The organism is Pseudomonas sp. S2_A02, assembly GCF_054668495.1.
This window is the reverse complement of sequence record NZ_CP162776.1, coordinates 3624949-3645619: the sequence shown is the minus strand read 5'-3', so window position 1 is coordinate 3645619 and position 20671 is coordinate 3624949. Positions and strand designations below refer to the sequence as shown.

At 59.3% G+C, this 20671-nt stretch carries 19 protein-coding genes; 11 read left to right on the top strand and 8 right to left on the bottom strand.

Annotated features, from left to right (window positions below; translation table 11 throughout):
• Window positions 1-43: 43 nt before the first annotated feature.
• Complete coding sequence (locus AB4O41_RS16530; protein WP_460143964.1) at window positions 44-1252, top strand: N-acetylmuramoyl-L-alanine amidase; 1209 nt, start codon at window positions 44-46, stop codon at window positions 1250-1252.
• Here AB4O41_RS16530 and AB4O41_RS16525 read toward each other — a convergent pair.
• Window positions 1249-1626, bottom strand: a complete 378-nt coding sequence (locus tag AB4O41_RS16525) for a glutamine synthetase (protein ID WP_460143963.1) — start codon at window positions 1624-1626, stop codon at window positions 1249-1251. The genes AB4O41_RS16530 and AB4O41_RS16525 overlap by 4 nt on opposite strands.
• A 127-nt stretch (window positions 1627-1753) precedes the next feature.
• Between AB4O41_RS16525 and dksA the strand changes: the two genes are divergently transcribed.
• Genes dksA through AB4O41_RS16510 form a run of 3 tightly spaced genes read left to right on the top strand, consistent with a single transcriptional unit; the run spans window position 1754 to window position 4045 of the window.
• Window positions 1754-2158, top strand: coding sequence for an RNA polymerase-binding protein DksA (gene dksA, locus AB4O41_RS16520; protein WP_460143962.1), 405 nt, complete (start codon window positions 1754-1756; stop codon window positions 2156-2158).
• Between the two features lie 28 nt (window positions 2159-2186).
• Entirely contained in the window at window positions 2187-3395 is a 1209-nt protein-coding gene (zigA, locus tag AB4O41_RS16515; RefSeq protein WP_460143961.1) for a zinc metallochaperone GTPase ZigA, read from the top strand.
• Window positions 3395-4045, top strand: a complete 651-nt coding sequence (locus AB4O41_RS16510; RefSeq protein WP_460143960.1) for a DUF1826 domain-containing protein — start codon at window positions 3395-3397, stop codon at window positions 4043-4045. Before zigA ends, AB4O41_RS16510 begins: the two co-directional genes overlap by 1 nt.
• Window positions 4046-4049: 4 nt before the next feature.
• On the opposite strand, the gene AB4O41_RS16505 is transcribed toward AB4O41_RS16510, so the two are convergent.
• Window positions 4050-4406, bottom strand: a complete 357-nt coding sequence (locus AB4O41_RS16505) for an NADH:ubiquinone oxidoreductase (RefSeq protein WP_460143959.1) — start codon at window positions 4404-4406, stop codon at window positions 4050-4052.
• A 27-nt stretch (window positions 4407-4433) separates the two neighbouring features.
• Between AB4O41_RS16505 and AB4O41_RS16500 the strand changes: the two genes are divergently transcribed.
• Entirely contained in the window at window positions 4434-5396 is a 963-nt protein-coding gene (locus AB4O41_RS16500) for a CobW family GTP-binding protein (RefSeq protein ID WP_460143957.1), read from the top strand.
• A gap of 127 nt (window positions 5397-5523) precedes the next feature.
• Here AB4O41_RS16500 and AB4O41_RS16495 read toward each other — a convergent pair whose 3' ends face one another.
• Entirely contained in the window at window positions 5524-5937 is a 414-nt protein-coding gene (locus AB4O41_RS16495; protein WP_007896535.1) for a DUF3301 domain-containing protein, read from the bottom strand.
• A gap of 120 nt (window positions 5938-6057) precedes the next feature.
• Between AB4O41_RS16495 and pdxY the strand changes: the two genes are divergently transcribed.
• Window positions 6058-6930: a pyridoxal kinase PdxY gene (gene pdxY, locus AB4O41_RS16490; protein WP_460143956.1), complete on the top strand. Its 873-nt coding sequence runs from the start codon at window positions 6058-6060 to the stop codon at window positions 6928-6930.
• Window positions 6931-7043: 113 nt separating this feature from the next.
• Here the strand turns inward: pdxY and AB4O41_RS16485 are convergent, their stop codons facing one another.
• Window positions 7044-7526, bottom strand: coding sequence for an acyl-CoA thioesterase (locus tag AB4O41_RS16485; protein WP_007896533.1), 483 nt, complete (start codon window positions 7524-7526; stop codon window positions 7044-7046).
• Between the two features lie 197 nt (window positions 7527-7723).
• On the opposite strand from AB4O41_RS16485, the gene AB4O41_RS16480 reads away from it, so the two are divergent.
• The gene (locus AB4O41_RS16480; RefSeq protein WP_460143954.1) at window positions 7724-9487 is read left to right on the top strand and encodes a cation:proton antiporter; all 1764 of its coding nucleotides are present in this window, start codon (window positions 7724-7726) and stop codon (window positions 9485-9487) included.
• A gap of 22 nt (window positions 9488-9509) precedes the next feature.
• On the opposite strand, the gene AB4O41_RS16475 is transcribed toward AB4O41_RS16480, so the two are convergent.
• From AB4O41_RS16475 to uvrD, 3 genes are all read right to left on the bottom strand, one after another.
• On the bottom strand, window positions 9510-9917 hold the full coding sequence (locus tag AB4O41_RS16475; protein WP_008007803.1) for an SMI1/KNR4 family protein: 408 nt from the start codon (window positions 9915-9917) through the stop codon (window positions 9510-9512).
• Between the two features lie 136 nt (window positions 9918-10053).
• Window positions 10054-10926, bottom strand: a complete 873-nt coding sequence (locus AB4O41_RS16470; protein WP_460143953.1) for a Tim44 domain-containing protein — start codon at window positions 10924-10926, stop codon at window positions 10054-10056.
• A gap of 315 nt (window positions 10927-11241) precedes the next feature.
• Window positions 11242-13425, bottom strand: a complete 2184-nt coding sequence (gene uvrD / locus AB4O41_RS16465) for a DNA helicase II (RefSeq protein ID WP_367373600.1) — start codon at window positions 13423-13425, stop codon at window positions 11242-11244.
• Window positions 13426-13682: 257 nt separating this feature from the next.
• Here uvrD and AB4O41_RS16460 point away from each other — a divergent pair, with 257 nt between their 5' ends.
• The 3 genes from AB4O41_RS16460 (at window position 13683) to AB4O41_RS16450 (ending at window position 18157) form a co-directional block, all read left to right on the top strand.
• The gene (locus tag AB4O41_RS16460) at window positions 13683-16556 is read left to right on the top strand and encodes an EAL domain-containing protein (RefSeq protein ID WP_460143951.1); all 2874 of its coding nucleotides are present in this window, start codon (window positions 13683-13685) and stop codon (window positions 16554-16556) included.
• Between the two features lie 271 nt (window positions 16557-16827).
• A complete protein-coding gene (hexR, locus tag AB4O41_RS16455) occupies window positions 16828-17694 on the top strand; it encodes a transcriptional regulator HexR (protein WP_007896526.1) in 867 nt (288 codons plus the stop codon).
• Window positions 17695-17944: 250 nt separating this feature from the next.
• Complete coding sequence (locus AB4O41_RS16450) at window positions 17945-18157, top strand: PA3496 family putative envelope integrity protein (RefSeq protein WP_460143950.1); 213 nt, start codon at window positions 17945-17947, stop codon at window positions 18155-18157.
• Here AB4O41_RS16450 and AB4O41_RS16445 read toward each other — a convergent pair.
• Window positions 18099-19061, bottom strand: coding sequence for a LysR family transcriptional regulator (locus tag AB4O41_RS16445; protein WP_460143949.1), 963 nt, complete (start codon window positions 19059-19061; stop codon window positions 18099-18101). The two genes, AB4O41_RS16450 and AB4O41_RS16445, sit on opposite strands and share 59 nt — an antisense overlap.
• A 190-nt stretch (window positions 19062-19251) precedes the next feature.
• Between AB4O41_RS16445 and AB4O41_RS16440 the strand changes: the two genes are divergently transcribed.
• Window positions 19252-20667 carry an acetyl-CoA carboxylase biotin carboxylase subunit gene (locus tag AB4O41_RS16440; RefSeq protein ID WP_007896523.1) on the top strand — a complete coding sequence of 472 codons (1416 nt, stop codon included), beginning with the start codon at window positions 19252-19254 and terminating at the stop codon, window positions 20665-20667.
• Window positions 20668-20671: the final 4 nt, after the last annotated feature.

Genomic DNA, 20671 nt, shown 5'->3' with positions numbered 1-20671 from the left:
ACATTAAAATCAACCATGCCTTTTTCATGAACAGGCTTTCATCATGCACAGACGTCAGTTGCTCAACCTGATTCTGGCCGGCGCGGCCTTCGCGTTACCCTTTGGTGCGTCGGCCACGCAAATCCGCAATGCACGGCTGTGGCGTTCCGATGACAAGCTACGACTGGTGTTCGATCTGAGCGGGCCGGTGCAATACAAGACGTTTTCCCTGAGCGCTCCGGAACGGCTGATCATCGACCTGAGTGGCGCCAACCTCAGTGGCGACTTCAGTCAGTTGGCACTCAGCAACACGGTGATTCGCTCAATCCGCTCCGGAAATTTCGGCCAGGGCGATACGCGGATCGTCCTCGACCTCAGCGGCCCGGTGCAGCTCAACAGTTTCCTGCTGCCGCCCCAGGACGGGCAGGGGCACCGATTGGTGCTCGATCTGAAGACCGCTGCGCCGCTACAGATCGCGGCGGTGCCGGTGGAAAAACCTGAACCCGTCACCGACAAGACCCACCCCAAGCGCGACATCATCGTGGTGGTCGACCCTGGTCACGGTGGCAAAGACCCGGGCGCGGTCGGTGCCAAAGGTGAGCGGGAAAAAGACGTGGTGTTGTCGATCGCCCAACTGCTGGCCAAGCGGCTGAAGCGCGAGAAGGGCTTCGACGTGAAGCTGGTGCGCAACGACGACTTCTTCGTTCCGCTGCGCAAGCGCGTGGAGATCGCCCGCAAGCACAAGGCCGACATGTTCATCTCGGTCCATGCGGACGCGGCGCCGCGTCTCACCGCTTCAGGTGCGTCGGTGTATTGCCTGTCCGAAGGCGGCGCGACCTCGGCCACGGCGCGCTTCATGGCGCAACGGGAGAACGGTGCAGACCTGCTGGGCGCCACCAGCCTGCTCAATCTCAAGGACAAGGATCCGATGCTCGCCGGGGTGATTCTCGACATGTCGATGAACGCCACCATCGCCGCCAGTTTGCAACTGGGCAGCACGGTGCTTGGCAGCCTGGCGGGCATTACCACGCTGCATCAGAAGCGCGTGGAACAAGCAGGATTCGCCGTTTTGAAGTCGCCGGATGTGCCGTCGATTCTGGTGGAAACCGGCTTCATCTCGAACGCCCGCGACAGCCAGCGACTGGTGACTGCCCGCCATCAGCAAGCCGTGGCAGATGGTTTGTTCGAAGGGTTGCAGCGCTATTTTCAGAAGAATCCGCCAATGAACAGCTACATCGCCTGGCAGCAGGAACAGAAAAAGACGCAGGCCTAGCAGCCGGTCATCCGGCTGCACGTGAATTTGCCGCTGCTGCCGCCGGAGCTGGAAAACCGATTGATGGTTGTCCAGCCAACCCGGCGGTTGTAGCCGACCCAGGCTTCGCCATCGGACGCGATGCCCGTGAAGAACGTCAGTTGCCCATAGCGGCTATTGGTTTGCGCCCATTGGCGTTTGCCGGTCACTTCGAAGCCGCGCAGATAGATCGTGTTACCGACGGTGTTAACGCTGTAGGCATTGCCGTCGGCATCCACGCAGGCCAGCAGATTGGCGCTGCGAGTGCAGTTGGCCAAGCTCGGGACTTGTCCCCAGGCATCGGCCGCGATCAGCAACGAAAGGCTCAACATCGAGAGTTTCAGGGCGTTTCCCATGGCATTTCTCAAGGGGGCGGACGGGCTAAAGCATCGTGCCCTTTGTCGTGGCGAGCAAGAGGGAAGTGGCTTATTTGTATTGTTATACTATAACATAAAAATACACCCGCTCTGATGATCCACCGCCATGACTGAACAAGAACTCCTCGCTCACCCCGCCGCCGATTACATGAACGACGCCCAGCAAGGCTTCTTTCGCGAGCTGTTGCTGGCACAGCGCAGCGAGCTGCAGGAGCGCATTGCTGACGAGTTTGACGCGTTACGCGAGCAGGAACCCCACAGCGATCCTGCTGATATCGGCAGCGCCGAAGAACAGCGCCAGTGGCAGCTGCGCCTGCTGGAGCGGGAAAAGAAGCTCCTGGACAAAATCGACGAAGCCCTCGAACACCTGGCTCGCGGTGAGTACGGCTGGTGTCGCGAAACCGGTGAGCCGATCGGCCTCAAGCGCCTGCTGCTGCGACCCACCGCCACTCTGTGTATTGAAGCCAAAGAACGTGAAGAGCTGCGCGAACGCCATCAACGGGCGGTTTGAACGGCCACATCCTGATGAGGAATACCTGATGCCCAATCGTCTCCCCGTGACCGTCCTGTCGGGCTTTCTCGGCGCCGGAAAAAGTACACTTCTTAATTACGTATTACGTAATCGCGAAAATTTGCGGGTCGCAGTGATCGTCAACGACATGAGTGAGATCAATATCGATGGCAGTGAAGTTCAGCGCGATGTCAGCCTGAACCGTGCCGAAGAAAAACTCGTGGAAATGAGTAACGGCTGCATCTGCTGTACCTTGCGCGAAGACCTGCTCGAAGAAGTCAGCAAACTCGCCAGGGACGGTCGTTTCGATTACCTGTTGATCGAGTCCACGGGCATTTCCGAGCCTCTGCCCGTGGCAGAAACCTTCACGTTTCGCGATGAAGAAGGGCAGAGCCTGGCGGATATCGCGCGGCTCGATACCATGGTCACCGTGGTCGACGGTATGAATTTCCTGGTCGACTATCAGGCCGCCGAAAGCCTCGCTTCCCGTGGCGAAACCCTGGGAGAGGAGGACGAACGCTCGATCACCGACCTGTTGATCGAGCAGATCGAATTCGCCGACGTGATCCTGATCAGCAAGATCGATTTGATCAGCAGTAGCGAGCGCCAAGAGTTGATCGCGATCCTTGAACGGCTCAATTCCCAGGCGGAAATCATTCCGATGGTCATGGGCGAAGTGCCGCTCAAGAAAATCCTCAACACCGGGCGCTTCGACTTCGAAAAAGCCGCTCAGGCGCCGGGATGGTTGCAGGAGTTGCGCGGTGAACACGTACCGGAAACCGAGGAATACGGTATCGCCTCCACGGTCTATCGGGCGCGGCGTCCGTTTCATCCACAGCGCTTCTTCAGTTTTATCGACCGTGCGTGGGTGAACGGCAAATTGCTGCGTTCCAAGGGCTTTTTCTGGTTGGCCAGTAAACACCGGGACGCTGGTAGCTGGTCCCAGGCTGGCGGCTTGATGCGCCACGGCTTTGCCGGGCGCTGGTGGCGTTTCGTGCCAAAAAACCAGTGGCCGCAAGATGAAGAAAGCACCGCCGGGATCATGGAAAACTGGACGGCGGCCACCGGTGACTGTCGCCAGGAACTGGTGTTCATCGGCCAGAACATCGACTTCGTGCAACTCGCCGCCGAACTCGATAGCTGCCTGCTGACGGATGCTGAGATGGCTTTGGGTGTCGAGGGCTGGCAGTTACTGCCCGATCCGTTTGGTCCTTGGCACGAAGAGGCGGCCGCCTGATGTTGGCGCCCAGTCTGAAGCGGCGACCGGTCATTCGCCAGGTTCAAGGTGATACGCCAAAAGCGCTGACCGGGATTCTGGACGACGGCGTGAACCTCGCTCTCTGGCAACGCCAACTCCCGGCGCATATTGCTGATTTCGGTCGCTTGTTGTTGTCCCTGAACGAGCCGTTGGCCGAGGCGCTGTCCCTGGAAATGCCCGGCGATGACGCCGAACCCAATCTCCACGGTTTAGCCTCAGGCTTCAGCGACCTTGAGGGCTACGAAGGCTTTATCGCTGACGTTTCCTGGCTGGTCAGCGCCTTCGCCTGCCTATTGGGCGCCCAGCGTATCGGCCTGCGCCTGCGGGTTCTGGACAAAGCCATGTGCCCGCGCTTCCACGTCGATCATGTGCCGGTGCGGTTGATCACCACCTACGCAGGTATCGGCAGCCAATGGCTGAAAGAAGGGGCGATGGATCGTCGGCAATTAGGTAAACCTGAGGCCGAACCGCAGGACGATCCGCTGATCCAGCAAATCGCCAGCGGCGAAGTGGCGCTGCTAAAAGGAGAAAAGTGGCACGGCAACGAAGGCTTTGGTTTGATCCACCGCTCGCCGCAGCCGGCACCGGGCGAGCGTCGTTTAATCCTGACTCTCGACTGGCTGAGCTAACCGCTCAAGGTTTGAGCCAGGTTCCCTGGCTCTGGGCTTCGCAAAACGGCTTCAAATACGCCGCATCGGTGGCCACGCCGTAATAGTGAATATCCTGCCGGTAAGGCATATTGGCGACTTGAGCGTTGCTACACACCCCGAACGCGCCGGTGGGGCATTGGTCGACGTACTGCACCTCGACTTTCTGCCTGGGCAGATTCGGCTGGCAGAATCCGTCGGCGAACAGTTTTTCCGGGATGTTGCGGTTTTGCTGGCAGACCTTCACGTCGAGCCGCTCAGCCGTGCTGTGCACCACGCAGGCCTGAGCCAGCGCTTCGCCCGATGTGAGCGTCAGAAGCAATGACCATCCCATCAACCGCATTCTTTACCTCCTCAGAAAACCTCGACCATGTTGCAGAACATTCCCACCCACGTCATTGCCGGCCCGCTGGGTGCCGGCAAGACCAGCCTGATCAAGCACCTGCTGGCGCAACGGCCCGTGGGTGAGCGCTGGGCGGTGCTGATCAACGAGTTCGGCCAGATCGGTCTGGATGCCGCGCTGTTGACCCAGGATGCCGATGGTATCGCACTGGGGGAAGTGGCCGGGGGCTGTTTGTGTTGCGTGAATGGTGCACCGTTTCAGATCGGCCTCGGGCGGTTGCTGCGCAAGGCACGACCGGATCGACTGTTCATCGAACCCTCCGGGCTGGGACATCCGGCGCAGTTGCTCCGGCAATTGAGTGAGGCGCCGTGGCAAGGCGTCCTGGCGGTGCAGCCGTGCGTGTTGGTGTTGGACGCCCAGGCGCTCGCGGCCGGCAAACCGCTGCCTGCGGCGCAACAGCAAGCGTTGGACAGTGCCGGGTTGTTGTTGCTGAACAAGGCGGAAGGCCTCGACGACAGCGATCGCCAGCGAATCGCCGCACAGTTGCCGATGCGTCCTTTGTACTGGACGCAGCAAGCCGTCTTGCCGTTGAGCGAGTTACCGGGGCTCGGGGCTCAGGCTGTCGGGGGTGTGGATAACTTTGTCGTGCCCAAGGGATTGGCGCAGATGCTAGCCATCTGGACTGACCCCACGCTGCCGATTTGCTTGAGTCAGGCGCAAGAGGGTGGCTGGAGCGTTGGATGGCGGTGGCATCCGAGTCAGATATTCGATGCCGTACTGATCGGGAAATGGCTTGAGCGCCTTGAATGGCGGCGGGCGAAGCTGGTTATCCACAGCGTCGAAGGGTGGGTTTCGGCCAATGCGCTGGATAACTCGTTACTGGATTGGCAGATCAGCGAATGGCGTCGGGATTCGCGCATCGAGCTGATTTTCAGTGAGCCGCAGGCTGTCCCGGAACTGCAGGAAGGTTTGGCGGGGTGCCGCACTTAGGCACATTAGCGAGTTTTTGTGCAGTTTTTGAAGACCTCATCGCGGGCAAGCCCGCTCGCACAGGTACAGTGTGAACCTTGTGGGAGCGGGCTTGCCCGCGATTGGTTCTAATAGACTGACATCCGACTCAAGGCCGCCACTTCGTGTGTTCTTGCCGCCACTGGCTCAGTTCAATCACCTCTGCTCTGGGCTTCGCGATATCGACTACCGGCGGTGTGTCATCGAACGGCATCGGGTAGGGCGCGAGCTCGATCTGTGCGCTATGGGCGCCGAACTGGGTGATGGTGCCGGTGTGGCGGGTTTCGCCGGTCACGGTGAATTCGAAGTTATACACACGGGCCAGGCGCCGACGGCCATTGGCGTCTTTAATGAAGGCGATCTTCTTCAAGGCTACGTTGCCGTCCAGCAGCTCGATTCGCAGCTTGGCGCAATGCTGCATGACCCGCTCCAGCGCGCGTTCGCGCAAGCCGTGGTTGTGCCACAACCACGCGCCACCAGTGGCGAGCAGCATCAGCACGAAGATATTTCCGAGGGTCAGCATCAACAGGGTGCTCCAACAAGATAGTGCCAGCTTAACTGTGTCTCCGGTCTGTCGTACAGGCTGCGTTTAGTCGCATACTGCGCGGCTCGAATTTCAATCGTTTGACGGAAAACTCACCGCATGAAACGTACGCCCCATGTGCTCGCCATCCAGTCCCACGTGGTGTTCGGCCACGCAGGCAACAGCGCCGCGGTTTTCCCGATGCAGCGGATCGGGGTGAACGTCTGGCCGCTCAATACCGTGCAGTTCTCCAACCACACGCAATATGGCCAGTGGGCCGGGGAAGTGCTGCCTCCGCATCAGATTCCGGAATTGGTGGAAGGCATCGCGGCGATCGGTGAGCTGGGCAATTGCGACGCGGTGTTGTCCGGCTACCTCGGCAGCGCGGCTCAGGGCCGGGCGATTCTCGCGGGCGTGGAACGAATCAAATCGATCAATCCCAAAGCGCTATACCTCTGCGACCCTGTGATGGGCCATCCGGAGAAGGGTTGCAGCGTACCGGCGGAGGTTAGCGATTTTCTGCTGGAGGAGGCGGCAGCGGTGGCCGACTTCATGTGCCCGAACCAGTTGGAGCTGAACAGCTTCTCGGGGCGCAAGGCGCAGTCATTGTTCGATTGCCTGGCCATGGCGCGGGCGCTGCTGGCGCGTGGTCCGAAGGCGGTGTTGGTCAAGCATCTCGACTATCCCGGCAAACCGGCGGATGGCTTCGAGATGTTGCTGGTGACCGCTGAAGGCAGCTGGCACCTGCGTCGGCCGCTGCTGGCGTTTCCACGTCAGCCGGTCGGCGTTGGTGACCTGACTGCCGGGCTGTTCCTGGCGCGTGTGCTGCTGGGTGACAACCTGGTGAGCGCCTTCGAATTCACGGCGGCGGCGGTGCATGAAGTGCTGCTGGAAACCCAGGCCTGCGCCAGCTATGAGCTGGAACTGGTGCGGGCGCAGGACCGGATTGCCCATCCGCGGGTGCGGTTTGAGGCGACAGCGATCAGCCTGTAAATCGGGTGGTTGTCCCAATCGCGAGCAGGCTCGCTCCCACAAGGTTATCGCTGTACCTGTGGGGGCGAGCCTGCTCGCGATAGCGATCTGAAGAGCGCTGGATAACTGTCTGCTCAGGCGTCGCCCTTGATGTCCTGATAACGCTTTTCCAGTTCCTGACGAATCTGCCGACGCTGCTGCGCCTGCATGTACCGACGCTTGTCTTCACTGTTCTGCGGTTGCAGCGGCGGGACTGCGGCCGGTTTGCGCTGGTCATCCACCGCGACCATGGTGAAGAAGCAGCTGTTGGTGTGGCGCACCGAGCGCTCGCGAATGTTTTCGGTCACAACTTTGATGCCCACCTCCATCGAGGTGTTGCCGGTGTAGTTGACCGAGGCCAGAAAGGTCACCAGTTCGCCGACGTGAATCGGCTCGCGGAAAATCACCTGATCCACCGACAGGGTTACCACATAGCGACCGGCATAACGGCTGGCGCAGGCGTAGGCCACTTCGTCGAGGTATTTGAGCAGGGTGCCGCCGTGGACATTGCCAGAGAAGTTGGCCATGTCGGGGGTCATCAATACCGTCATCGACAGCTGGGCGTTTCCGGGTTCCATAACGTACTCACGGGTTCAAGGCAGGATTCGGGATTGCACCTCTGTGGGTGCTTGGTTTTTCAAACCAACAGTTATCGGGACGCCGGGCGGGGGGCCGCCGTCACGCCCGAATCGATCTGTTTCCATATATTGCACCGTCTTCCCGCCGGAAGTCGCGGTGTTACCCTTCAAAAGCCCACCCCAAGGAGCCATATGCCATGCATGCCATCAGCTTCATTCAGGATCTGGCAGTGATCATGCTGATCGCGGGTGTGGTGACCGTGCTCTTTCATCGTCTCAAACAACCGGTGGTGCTCGGCTACATCGTCGCCGGTTTCATCATCGGCCCGCACACGCCGCCGTTCAGCCTGATCCACGACGAAGCAACCATCAAGACCCTCGCCGAACTCGGGGTGATTTTCCTGATGTTCTGCCTGGGCCTGGAGTTCAGCCTGCGCAAGCTGTTCAAGGTTGGCGCCACGGCGTTCATCGCGGCCTTCCTGGAAATCGTCCTGATGATCTGGATCGGCTACGAAATCGGCCGCTGGTTCGACTGGAATACCATGGATTCGCTGTTCCTCGGCGCGATCCTGGCGATTTCCTCGACCACCATCATCGTCAAGGCGCTCAACGACCTGAAGATGAAGAACGAGCGTTTTGCACAGCTGATCTTCGGCGTATTGATCGTCGAAGACATCCTTGGCATCGGCATCATCGCGTTGCTGTCGAGCATCGCGGTCAGCGGCACCGTCAGTTCTGGCGAAGTGTTTTCCACGGTCGGCAAGCTTTCACTGTTCATGATTGTCGCACTGGTCATAGGTATTCTGCTGGTGCCCCGACTGCTGGCCTATGTGGCGAAATTCGACAGTAACGAGATGCTGCTGATCACCGTGCTGGGCCTGTGTTTCGGCTTCTGCCTGTTGGTGGTCAAGCTTGAATACAGCATGGTCCTCGGCGCGTTCCTGATCGGCGCGATCATGGCCGAATCGCGGCAATTGCTGAAGATCGAGCAGTTGATCGAGCCGGTTCGCGACTTGTTCAGTGCGATTTTTTTCGTCGCTATCGGCCTGATGCTCGACCCAATGATCCTGCTGCAATACGCCTGGCCAATCGCGGTGATCACCGTGGCCGTGGTGTTGGGCAAGATGCTGTCCTGCGGCCTCGGTGCCTTTATCGCCGGCAATGACGGGCGCACCTCACTGCGCGTGGGGATGGGGCTCTCACAGATTGGCGAATTCTCTTTCATCATTGCGGCGTTGGGCATGACGCTGCAGGTCACCAGCAACTTTCTCTACCCGGTGGCGGTGGCCGTCTCGGTGATCACCACGCTGTTGACGCCGTATCTGATTCGCGCGGCCGATCCTCTGTCGATCAAGCTTGCGGCAATGATGCCGCAGCATCTGAGCCGTGTGCTGGGGATGTATGGTGAATGGCTGCGTAGCATTCAGCCTCAGGGCGAGGGCGCACTGTTGGCGTCGATGATCCGGCGGATTCTATTGCAGGTGGGGGTCAATCTGGCGTTGGTGATTGCGATCTTTCTCTCGGGCGCGTTCTTCGCCGAACGCATGTCCGTTTACCTACAGGACTGGATCAGCGATCCGAGCTGGCAGAAAGCGTTGATCTGGGGCGGGGCGTTGCTGTTGTCACTGCCATTTCTGATCGCCGCTTATCGCAAGCTCAAGGCGCTGTCGATGTTGCTGGCAGAGATGGGCGTGAAGCCGGAAATGGCCGGCCGTCACACGCAGCGAGTGCGTCGGGTGATCGCCGAAGTAATTCCGATACTCTCGCTGTTAGTGATTTTCCTGCTGCTGGCGGCCTTGTCGGCCAGTATTCTGCCGACCAACAAGTTGCTGCTGCTGATTGTCATCGTCGCAGCCGCCATAGTGGCGCTGCTCTGGCGCTGGTTCATCCGCGTGCATACGCGGATGCAGGTGGCCTTGCTGGAAACGCTGGACAATCACAAGGACTCGTCCAGGCATTGACCACGCGATGCATCAGGGTGGATCAGCTTTCCAGCCAGACGTCCCGTGCCCAGTGCCATACCGATTCCCAGGTTTCTTCGGCGATCAGCTCTTCTTCGGCCAGCCACAGCACCACGGTGCCGTCTTCTTCGACCAGGTAGTAATTGTCACCGTCCTGGCAGATCGGAATCATGCTGCGATCGACGCCAGCATCCCAAGCGTTGGCGGCAACGTCTGGCAGGTAGGTGTGGGACTGCGGATCGGTGACGGTCACCGGCTCCAGGCTGCCGTAGACCACATCGCTGACGGTCAGCAAAAATTCTCTGAAGACGAACGGGATGTCGATGAACAGCTGCTCTTCGATTTCCACAATCTGATCTTCGTCAGGCAATTCCAAGGGGACCGGTACCGGTTCGTTGGCTTCACGCAGTTGTTCGATGATTTCTTCCACGTCCGGGATCCTCTTGCTTGATGGCGCGGTTTAGTTGGGGCGGTTTATACAGTAGCTCGCTATAGATGCAACCGCGAAATAGAAAACCCCAGCCGAGGCTGGGGTTTTATTACAACAAGTGAAACGCGGGAAGTGATCAGCCGTTCTGGCGGATACCGGCCACCAGCCAAGGCTGGTTTTCGCCCTGTGGACGTTCCATGTTCCAGCTTTCGCTGAACACTTCGCCCTGGTCGAAACGCGAGGACTTCGACACGCCGCTGAAGGTCAGGGTGGCAATGGTCTTGTCCGCACGGTCATCAACGCCATCCAGTTGTACCTGGAGGTTATCGATGTAGGTCGACTGGAAGCCGTCGCCCAGATCCGCACGTTCGCGCTTGAGGAACTCGAGCAACTGCGGGGTCACGAACTCGGCGATCTTGTCCATTTCGTTGGCATCCCAGTGTTGCTGCAGGGACTGGAAGTGGTTGCGGGCCGCTTCAATGAAGTTGTTTTCATTGAACCAGGCTGGCGCGTTGATCACCGGACGAGCGGCAGCAGGTGCCGCCGAGCCGCCGAAGATCGAACCCATGGCTGCTGGTTTCTGTTCGAACACTTCACGCTGCATCGGCGCGCCGGCTGGAGCCATGTGCTCCTGCTGCTTGCGACGACGGGCGGCGATGAAGCGGAAGACCAGGAAGGCAATAACCGCCATGATCAGGATGTCGAAGATCTGCATGCCCTGGAAGCCGCCGCCCATGAACATGGAGGCCAGCAGGCCACCGGCCGCGATACCGGCCAGAGGGCCGAGCCAGCGCGAAGCACCGCCGGCTTTGGCCGCGGCACCCGCAGCACCGGCCGCGCCCGCAGTGGCAGCAGCGCCGCCTGCAGCAGAAGTAGGAGCCATTTGGCTGGTCTGGTGAGTCGGCGCAGCGCCGGAGCTCTTGCCGCCACCAAAGCGCTTGGCGTTGGCGTCCAGGCTCATCGTCAGGCCGATGCACAACGCCATGGCGATGCTAAGAAAACGTTTCATAAAGGGAATTCCCATTTGTGGATGGCACGCGCGCCATGTTGCACAGCTGAAGTGTTACTGGCTAGCGGCAGAGTGTTTCGGGCTTTTGCCTGACAGGTTGTGTTCAGCTTCAGTCAGCGCAATTAAGGCCTGTTAACTTTGGTCTGTAGGACGAGTGGATGAGTTCTGTAGGAAAGGTGATCAGTGCCACTGCGCGATCAAACTGTGGGAGCGAGCCTGCTCGCGATAGTCGCACCGCGAAATAGCAGAAACACTGCGTCATCGTTCATCGCGAGCAGGCTCGGCTCCCACAGAAATGCTCCCTGATGGTCGCCTTTAGATGGCTTCCAGCTTGGCGTAACCCAGCATCAACCACTTGCTGCCTTCGCTGAAGTTCACCTGCACCCGGGCCTGAGCACCCGCGCCTTCGAAATTCAGGATCACACCATCGCCGAACACCGAATGCCGCACAGTCTGGCCGAGGCTGAAACCGGTGTCCGGGATCTCGCTGCCGCCGAACAGGCTGCTGGAGCTCTGCTGCTGGCCACCGCCGAACGGACGGCTGACGCTGTTGGACAGACGCACTTCCTGGATCAGGCCTTTCGGCACTTCACGTACGAAACGCGACACCTTGTTGTAGGTCTCGCTGCCGTAAAGGCGGCGTGTTTCAGCATAAGTCAGCACCAGGTTCTGCATCGCCCGGGTGATACCGACGTAGGCCAGGCGGCGTTCCTCTTCAAGACGGCCGGGTTCTTCCAGGCTCATCTTGTGCGGAAACAGGCCTTCTTCCATGCCCACCAGGAACACGTAAGGGAATTCCAGGCCCTTGGCGCTGTGTAGGGTCATCAACTGAATGCTGTCTTCGTGCTCGTCGGCCTGGGTATCTCCTGCTTCCAGCGAGGCGTGACCGAGGAACGCCGCCAATGGCGACTGCTCTTCATCCTCTTCCGGGTTTTCGAAGTTACGCGCGGCGCTGACCAATTCCTCAAGGTTTTCTACCCGGGCCTGGCCTTTCTCGCCTTTTTCCGCCTGGTGGTAGGCGATCAACCCCGACTGCTCGATGACGGTTTGGGTCATCAGATGCAACGGCATTTCCAGGCATTTGGCGGCGAGGTTCTCGATCAACTCCATAAATGCCCCAAGAGCACCGGCAGCGCGACCGGTCAGGCCTTTGTTGGCCACCAGCTGACGCATGGCTTCCCACATTGACACATGGCTGTGGCGTGCATGATCGCGGATGGCTTCGACGGTTTTTTCGCCAATGCCACGGGCCGGAACGTTAATCACCCGCTCAAGGGCCGCATCGTTGCCACGGCCTTCCAGCAAACGCATGTACGCCATGGCGTTCTTGATTTCTGCCCGTTCGAAGAAGCGCTGACCGCCATAAATGCGATACGGAATTCGCTCACGAAGCAAGGCTTCTTCCAAAACGCGCGATTGGGCGTTGGAGCGGTACAAAATTGCGATATCGCTACGAGCCAAGCCGGTTTTCAGCGCACTTTCAATGGTTTCAACCACGTAGCGTGCTTCATCGTGTTCGTTGAACGCCGCGTACAGATTGATCGCTTCGCCTTCGCCGCCATCGGTCCACAACTCTTTGCCCATGCGCCCGGTATTGTTGGCGATCAGGGCGTTGGCGGCCTTGAGGATCCCGGCTGTGGAGCGGTAGTTTTGCTCCAGACGAATGATCTGGGCATCCGGGAAGTCGTCGGAATACTGATAAATGTTCTCGATTTTCGCGCCACGCCAGCCATAGATCGACTGATCGTCGTCGCCGACCACCATCAGGCTGTCGCCACCCTTGGCCAGCAGACGCAACCAGGCGTACTGCACGGCGTTGGTGTCCTGGAACTCGTCCACCAGAATGTGCCGGAAGCGCTTCTGATAATGGGCGAGCAGGCCCGGGTTATCGCGCCACAGATCGAGGGCGCGCAGCAGCAGTTCAGAGAAGTCGATGACGCCGGCGCGCAGGCAAGCAGCCTCATAGGCTTCATAAATGCTGCGCATGGTCGCCAGGAACAGATCGCCGCTGGCTTGAATATGTTGCGGACGCAGACCTTCGTCTTTCTGCCCGTTGATGAACCACTGGGCCTGCCGGACCGGCCAGCGTTGCTCGTCCAGACCCAGCTCGCGGATTACCCGCTTGACCAGCCGTTGCTGGTCATCACTGTCGAGAATCTGGAAGGTCTGGCTCAAGCCGGCTTCCTGCCAGTGCGCCCGCAGCAAGCGGTGCGCCAGGCCGTGGAAGGTGCCGACCCACATGCCGGCCGGGTTGATACCCATCAGCTGCTCGATGCGATGACGCATCTCGGCAGCGGCCTTGTTGGTGAAGGTCACCGACAGAATGGAGTGGGGCGAGGCGTTTTCGACCTGGATCAACCAGGCGATACGGTGCACCAGCACTCGGGTTTTACCGGAGCCAGCACCGGCCAGGACCAACTGACGACCCACGGAGGCAGCTACGGCCTGGCGTTGGGCATCGTTGAGGGAGTTCAGCAGAAGGGAGAGATCATCGCGCATCGGGGCATTCTAGGGTGCGCGGTCACACCGGGCAAACCGAGCTTTGCATTAGCCGATGAAAGAAGCACCGATGACGACCGGTCGGTCACCGGCTGCAAGCATTGGCGGAGCTCATCTGGCGGCTTTTTTACCAAGGTAGGCGGCTCAAACTTTCGTCTACTTTATGACCTTGGGCTGTTTGGTCCGGGCATTTGCTTGTGTATGCTCCGTCCACAATTCGGGCTCGCATGCTCACTATAAGAACAAGAACATTGCCTATGACCTTCAGCTCCGACCTGTCGGGCCCCTCTGTGGAGCCCCGGGTTATCCGCAAACAGTACGCCATGGAGATGGCGGTCGAACGCACGCGTCTGCTGTACCAGGGTTCGCTGTTGCCTACGCTGTTCATGCTGATCAACGGTCTGGTGTGCGCGGGCTTGCTCTGGAGCCCGCAGCGTTACTTCATGGTCAGCGTCTGGCTGATCTGGCTATTGTCGCTGGTGGCATTGCGGGTGATTCAAGTCGCGGCCTTCGATTCGGCGATTCCCAATCGTCAGGCGCATCCGGTCTGGCGTCGTATGTTCTTCCTCGGCTCGGGGATGACAGGCCTGACCCTGGCCGGTGCCGGCATCGCGTTGGTGCCCGCTGATAATTTCATGCAACAAGCCTGGGTATTCGGCCTGATCGGCGCCGCGGCACTCTCGGCCAGTGTTGCGTATGCCGTCAGTCTGCCGGCTTTTCTATCCTTTACCTTGCCCTGTCTGTTGCCGGCCATCGGCTATCTGTTCTGGGGCGGTGATGAGCAGGAACAGGGCTGGGGCTGGTTCGGGCTGATTTTGCTGGGCTCGCTGAACGTGGTCGCCTGGCAGGTCAATCGGCTGATCGATCAGGGGTTGCTGCGACGCTTTCAAAATCAGGCCCTGATCGAGCATTTGCAGCAGGCGCAAAGTCGCAGCGATCAGCTCAACCACGAACTGGCCAAGGAAATCGACCAGCGTCGCCGCGCCGAAGACGAATTACGTGAAACCCAGGTTGACCTCGAAAATCGAGTCGCACAACGCAGTCTGGAGCTGGACGCCGCCAACCAGGCCTTGAGCAAGAGCGAAGCGCGACTGGCGCTGGCATTGAAGGCGAGCGAGCTCGGGTTGTGGGACTGGAACCTGCAGACAGACGAAGTCCATCACACCCAGCTTCAGGAGTTGTTTGGCCTGGAACCGGAATTCGTGACAGCGATGCTCCGTCACCTCAAGCCGAGGCTGCACCCCGACGACTTGCCATCGCTGAAGCGGGCGCTGGTCGAGCATTTGAAGGGGCGAAGCGAGGATTATCAGATCGAATATCGGGTGCGGCATGGCGATGGCCATTGGGTCTGGATCGAGGACCGTGGTCGAGCGGTCGAGCGCAGTGAAAACGGTCGGGTGATCCGCATGGTCGGAACCCGTCGTGACATCAGCGCCAGCAAGGGCCTGGAGCAACAGCGACAACTGGCGGCGACGGTGTTTGAGGCCGCCAGCGAAGGCATTGTAATTCTGGACCCGAATTACGCGCTGATTGCCGTCAATCAGGCCTTCAGTCGGGTTACCGGCTATGACATCGATGACATGCTCGGACGCAACGTGGTCGAGTTGCCCTGCAACCGCGATGCCCGCCGGCATTACGCGGCGATTCGTCAGGCGCTGGAGCAGGACGGTAGCTGGCAGGGCGAGCTGGTCGAAGCCCGCAAGAATGGCGAGCTGTATCCGCAATGGCTGCAACTGAATGCCGTGCGCGATACGCGGGGAAATGTGAGTCATATCGTCGGCTTCTTCGCCGATCTGTCCGCTCGGCGTGAATCCGAAGAACGTATGCGCTACCTCGCTCATTACGATGAACTCACGGGGCTGGCCAACCGTTCGTTGTTCCGCGAACGGCTGCACGAGGCTCATCAACGTGGGCGCCAGGGCGGTCGTCGCAGTCTGGCGTTACTGCACATCAATCTGGACCGTTTCAAGCTGCTCAACGATAGTCTCGGCCACGAAATTGCCGATGAGTTGTTACAAAAAATGGCCCGGCGGTTGGTCAATGCACTACCGGAAGCGGACACTATCGCCCGGTTGTCCGGCGATGAATTTGCAGTGCTGTTCGATACCTACGGCAACCTGTCGAGCCTGGCGCGGGTGGCGACCCGATTGTCGACCAAACTGCGTTTGCCGCTCACCGTCGAGGGGCATGAATTGGTGATGAGCGCGTCTATGGGCATCAGCCTGTTGCCGGACACCGCGCGGGAGATTTCCGCGCTGGTCAGCCAGTCGAACATGGCCATGCAGCATGCCAAACACTTGGGCGGCAACAACTTCCAGTTCTATACAGACAGCCTGCAAGCCAGCACGCTCGAGCGTTTGCAACTCGAGAACCAGTTGCGCAAAGCCATCGAAGAAAAGCAGCTGAAAGTGTTTTATCAACCGAAACTCTGCCTCGCCACCGGCCGGCTGAATGCCGCCGAGGCGTTGGTACGCTGGAATCACTCAACCCTGGGCCAGGTACCGCCGGGGGATTTCATCGGTCTGGCCGAGGAAACCGGGCTGATCGGGGCTATAGGCGAGTTCGTTTTGCGCCAGGCCTGTTGGCAAGCTTGCGAGTGGCAGCGTCAGGGCCTGGAGCCAATTCGGGTGTCGGTCAATCTGTCGGTACATCAACTGCGTCAGGGAAAACTGGTCAGCCTGGTGCGTCAGGTGCTGGAGGAAACCGGCCTGGCGCCGCACTACCTGGAACTGGAGCTCACCGAAAGCCAGTTGTTGGACAGCGTCGAGCACATCATTGCGACCTTCCAGCAGTTGCGTGATCTCGGAGTGAAACTGGCGATCGATGATTTCGGCACTGGTTATTCGTCTCTGAGCTATCTCAAGCGCATCCCCGTGGACTACGTGAAGATCGATCAGGCATTTATTCGCGGTCTGGGGGAGAGCAGTGAGGATGCGGCGATCACCCGGGCAATCATCGCCATGGCCCACGGGTTGTCGTTGAAAGTGGTGGCTGAAGGTGTGGAGCGAGCCGAGCAGCTGGAGTTTCTGAAAGCTGAGCGTTGCGATGAAGTGCAGGGGTATTGGGTCAGTCGTCCGGTCGAGGCCACCGACCTCGCCGAGCTTCTACGTCGCGGCGCCAACCCTTTGTAGCCCGCTGCCGAAGGCTGCGTTCGGCTGCAACGCAGTCGTAAACCTGCTTACCGGACTTTTCCTGTTAAACCGCATCCACCTTCACAACGGCTTCGCAGCCGAACGCAGGCTTCACATGCTGCTACAAGGACCGAGAGGGCTACATGGAGCGCATGTCGCATGAAATGGGGACATTGAGTTACGCATTGAGCAGGCAAAATGCCGATTCATGTAGTATAACTACAAGCGTGCTACATCCCCGGCACCTGCCAATAACAAAGAGTCCGCCCCTTTGAATCTGCTGCAACACATCGCCCAATCACGCCACCTGTTACGCAAGTCGGAGCTCAAGGTCGCCGACCACGTGCTGCTTGATCCTGCGGCGGTGATGCACAGTTCCATGGCCGACCTGGCTCACAGCGTGGGCATCAGCGAGCCGACCATCGTGCGATTTTGCCGCGCCATCGGTTGCTCCGGGTTTCAGGATTTGAAGCTGAAACTGGCGCAGAGCCTGGCGGCTGGCGCGAGTTTCGGGCAGTTCGCGATCCATGAAGACGATTCGGTCGCCGATTACAGCCTGAAAATTTTCGACACCACCCTGCACACGCTGATGGAGGTTCGCGAGAAACTCGATCCGGTGGAGTTGCAGAGGGCTGTGTCGCTGATGTCTCAGGCCCAGCGTGTCGAGTTCTATGGATTCGGTGCTTCAGGCGCGGTGGCGGCGGATGCCCAGCATAAATTTTTCCGTTTGCTGCTGACCGCAGCGGCGTATTCCGACCCGCACATGCAGGCGATGTCGGCGGTTACCTTGAAGCCGAGCGACGTGGCGATCTGCATTTCCCAGTCGGGGCGTTCCAAGGATCTGTTGATCACCGCCAATCTGGTGCGAGAGAGCGGCGCTTCGTTGATCACGTTGTGCCCGAGCCAGACTCCGTTGGCCGAGCTGTCGACCGTCAACCTGGCGATTGATGTACACGAAGACACCGAAATCTATACGCCGCTGACGTCGCGTATCGCGCACCTGGTGGTGATTGATGTGCTGGCGATGGGCGTGGCCATGGCCCGCGGTCCGAGCCTGGTCAATCACCTCAAGAGCGTCAAACGCAGCCTTCGCAGCTTGCGGCTGTCGCCCAAGTCAGTAAAAGCCCTCGACGATTGAGCCCGATCTGACATTGCCGGAAGGTCGTTCCGACCTTTTCGCGGGCAAGCCCGCTCCCACAAGGATCGGCTGTGTTGCACAGAATGAGTGAACACCACCGGTCCCTGTGGGAGCGGGCTTGCCCGCGAAGGCGTCCTCAAAAACACCCCTTTCATCTGCCAATGTTCACACCGCTGTAACCTTCCCGCCGCCAAACCGTCATCCCTCGCACCTATCTTGTAACTCCCGTACTCGCCTTGGGAGACTCGAAATGGCTCAGCCCTACGAAGAACGCAACAGCGCCGTCAAAACCCGTCGTCAGCAAGAAGATCAGCGCCGCATGGAATTTCGCCGTGCCATCGAAGATCGCAGCGAGCGCCGTCAGCTTCTGGCGGAAATTGGCGAATTTCCTGACGACCTCGAACTCAATTACTGGCAGGCAGCTCCCGTAACTTCCCGTCGAAGCGCTCAACCAGGGCGCTGATTTGTATCCGTTCGCTGCGGATAAACGCCAGGAACGCGTGCGCCACCGGTGACAGCCGTTTGGCTTTTGCCTGCACCAGGCACCAACTGCGATACAGCGGCAGCTCTTCGACGGGCAACTCAATCAATCCGCCTGTTACCAATTCAAGGTTCAGGGCATGGCGCGTCAACAGCGCCAGGCCCAGACCCGCGAGTACGCATTCACGCTGGGCTTCGGCCGATGAGACTTCTTGGGTCTGGTTGAAGTGCACGCGCTTTTCTTTGAAATACTCTTCGCAGGCTAATCGCGTACCGGAGCCGGATTCGCGCAATAGCAGTGTGTAGGGCTCCAGATCCTGTAAGCGCAGTGGGCCCATGTGGCACAGCGGATGATCCGGTGGTGCTACGGCGACAATCGGGTTGTTGAGAAATGGCAAGAACTCCAGCCCCATGTCCTGCGGCACCATCGACATGATCACCAAATCATCGCGGTTATCCGACAACCGCCGGATCACCTGCCCACGGTTGACCACCGTCAGTTGCAGATTCACCTCCGGGTGCTGACGCTTGAAGGCGGCAAACAGGTGCGGCACGAAATACTTGGCGCTGGATTCCACCGCCAGTTTCAGCTGACCCTGCAACGAGCCTTGCATGTCCGACAGCTGCATATCGAGGTTTTCCAGGCGCCCGAAAATGTCCCGGCTGGCGCGCTGCAGTGCTTCGGCCGCCTCGGTCATGTAAAGTTTTTTGCCGACATAATCGAACAAGGGTTGGCCGATCAGCTCTTCGAGTTGACGAATCTGTAGGCTCACGGCAGGTTGTGTGAGAGACATTTCGTCCGCCGCGCGGCTGTAGGACCTTAAGTCGCACACCTCATTGAAGATCTGCAATTGACGCAATGTCATACGCATCAATGACTTACGCATTTTCTATGCATCCTGAGCGAAGGCTGATGACTCAACTATAAGTCTTTGCTTATGCATGACCCAATTATTATTCATTTTTGTTAATCCCTTGCGAAGGCTAGTGTGGAGCTGCAACTGAATTGAAACATTTGGTCACGCGCCGACCTGGTCTGACAGGTCGTGGGTACCACCGGCTCAAGGGAACCTCCAAGTGATAAAAAAGATCCTGATCGCCAACCGTGGTGAGATTGCCGTACGAATCGTGCGTGCCTGCGCCGAGATGGGCATCCGCTCGGTCGCGATCTATTCCGACGCCGACCGCCATGCCTTGCATGTGAAGCGGGCGGACGAGGCCCACAGCATCGGTGCCGAGCCATTGGCCGGCTATCTGAACCCGCGCAAGCTGGTGAACCTGGCGGTGGAAACCGGTTGCGATGCGTTGCACCCCGGCTACGGCTTCCTTTCGGAAAATGCCGAACTGGCGGACATCTGCGCCGAACGCGGTATCAAATTCATTGGTCCATCGGCTGAAGTGATTCGCCGTATGGGCGACAAGACCGAAGCGCGCCGCAGCATGATCAAGGCTGGCGTACCGGTTACCCCGGGCACCGAAGGCAACGTGTCGGGCATCGAAGAAGCCCTGACCGAAGGCGACCGCATCGGTTACCCGGTGATGCTCAAAGCCACATCCGGTGGTGGCGGCCGCGGTATTCGTCGTTGCAACAGCCGCGAAGAACTCGAACAAGCCTTTCCACGGGTCATTTCCGAAGCCACCAAGGCTTTCGGCTCGGCGGAAGTGTTCCTGGAAAAATGCATCGTCAATCCGAAACACATCGAAGCGCAGATTCTCGGTGACAGCTTCGGCAACGTGGTGCACCTGTTCGAGCGTGATTGCTCGATCCAGCGTCGCAATCAGAAGCTGATCGAGATCGCTCCGAGCCCGCAACTGACCCCGGAACAGCGCGCCTACATCGGCGACCTGTCGGTGCGTGCGGCCAAGGCTGTGGGTTACGAGAACGCCGGCACCGTGGAGTTCCTGCTCGCCGAGGGCGAGGTGTACTTCATGGAAATGAACACCCGGGTGCAGGTGGAACACACCATCACCGAAGAAATCACCGGCATCGACATCGTTCGCGAGCAGATTCGCATCGCGTCCGGCCTGCCGCTTTCGGTGAAACAGGAAGACATCCAGCACCGCGGTTTCGCGCTGCAGTTCCGGATCAACGCCGAAGACCCGAAAAACAACTTCCTGCCGAGCTTCGGCAAGATCACTCGTTACTACGCGCCCGGCGGTCCCGGCGTGCGCACCGACACGGCGATCTACACCGGTTACACCATTCCGCCGTTTTACGATTCCATGTGCTTGAAACTGGTGGTCTGGGCGCTGACTTGGGAGGAAGCGATGGACCGTGGCTTGCGAGCTCTGGACGACATGCGTCTGCAAGGGGTCAAGACCACCGCCGCGTACTACCAGGAAATCCTGCGTAACCCGGAATTCCGTAGCGGCCAGTTCAACACCAGCTTCGTTGAAAGCCATCCTGAACTGACCAACTACTCGATCAAGCGCAAACCCGAAGAGCTGGCCCTGGCCATCGCCGCCGCCATCGCCGCCCACGCAGGCCTGTGAGGAA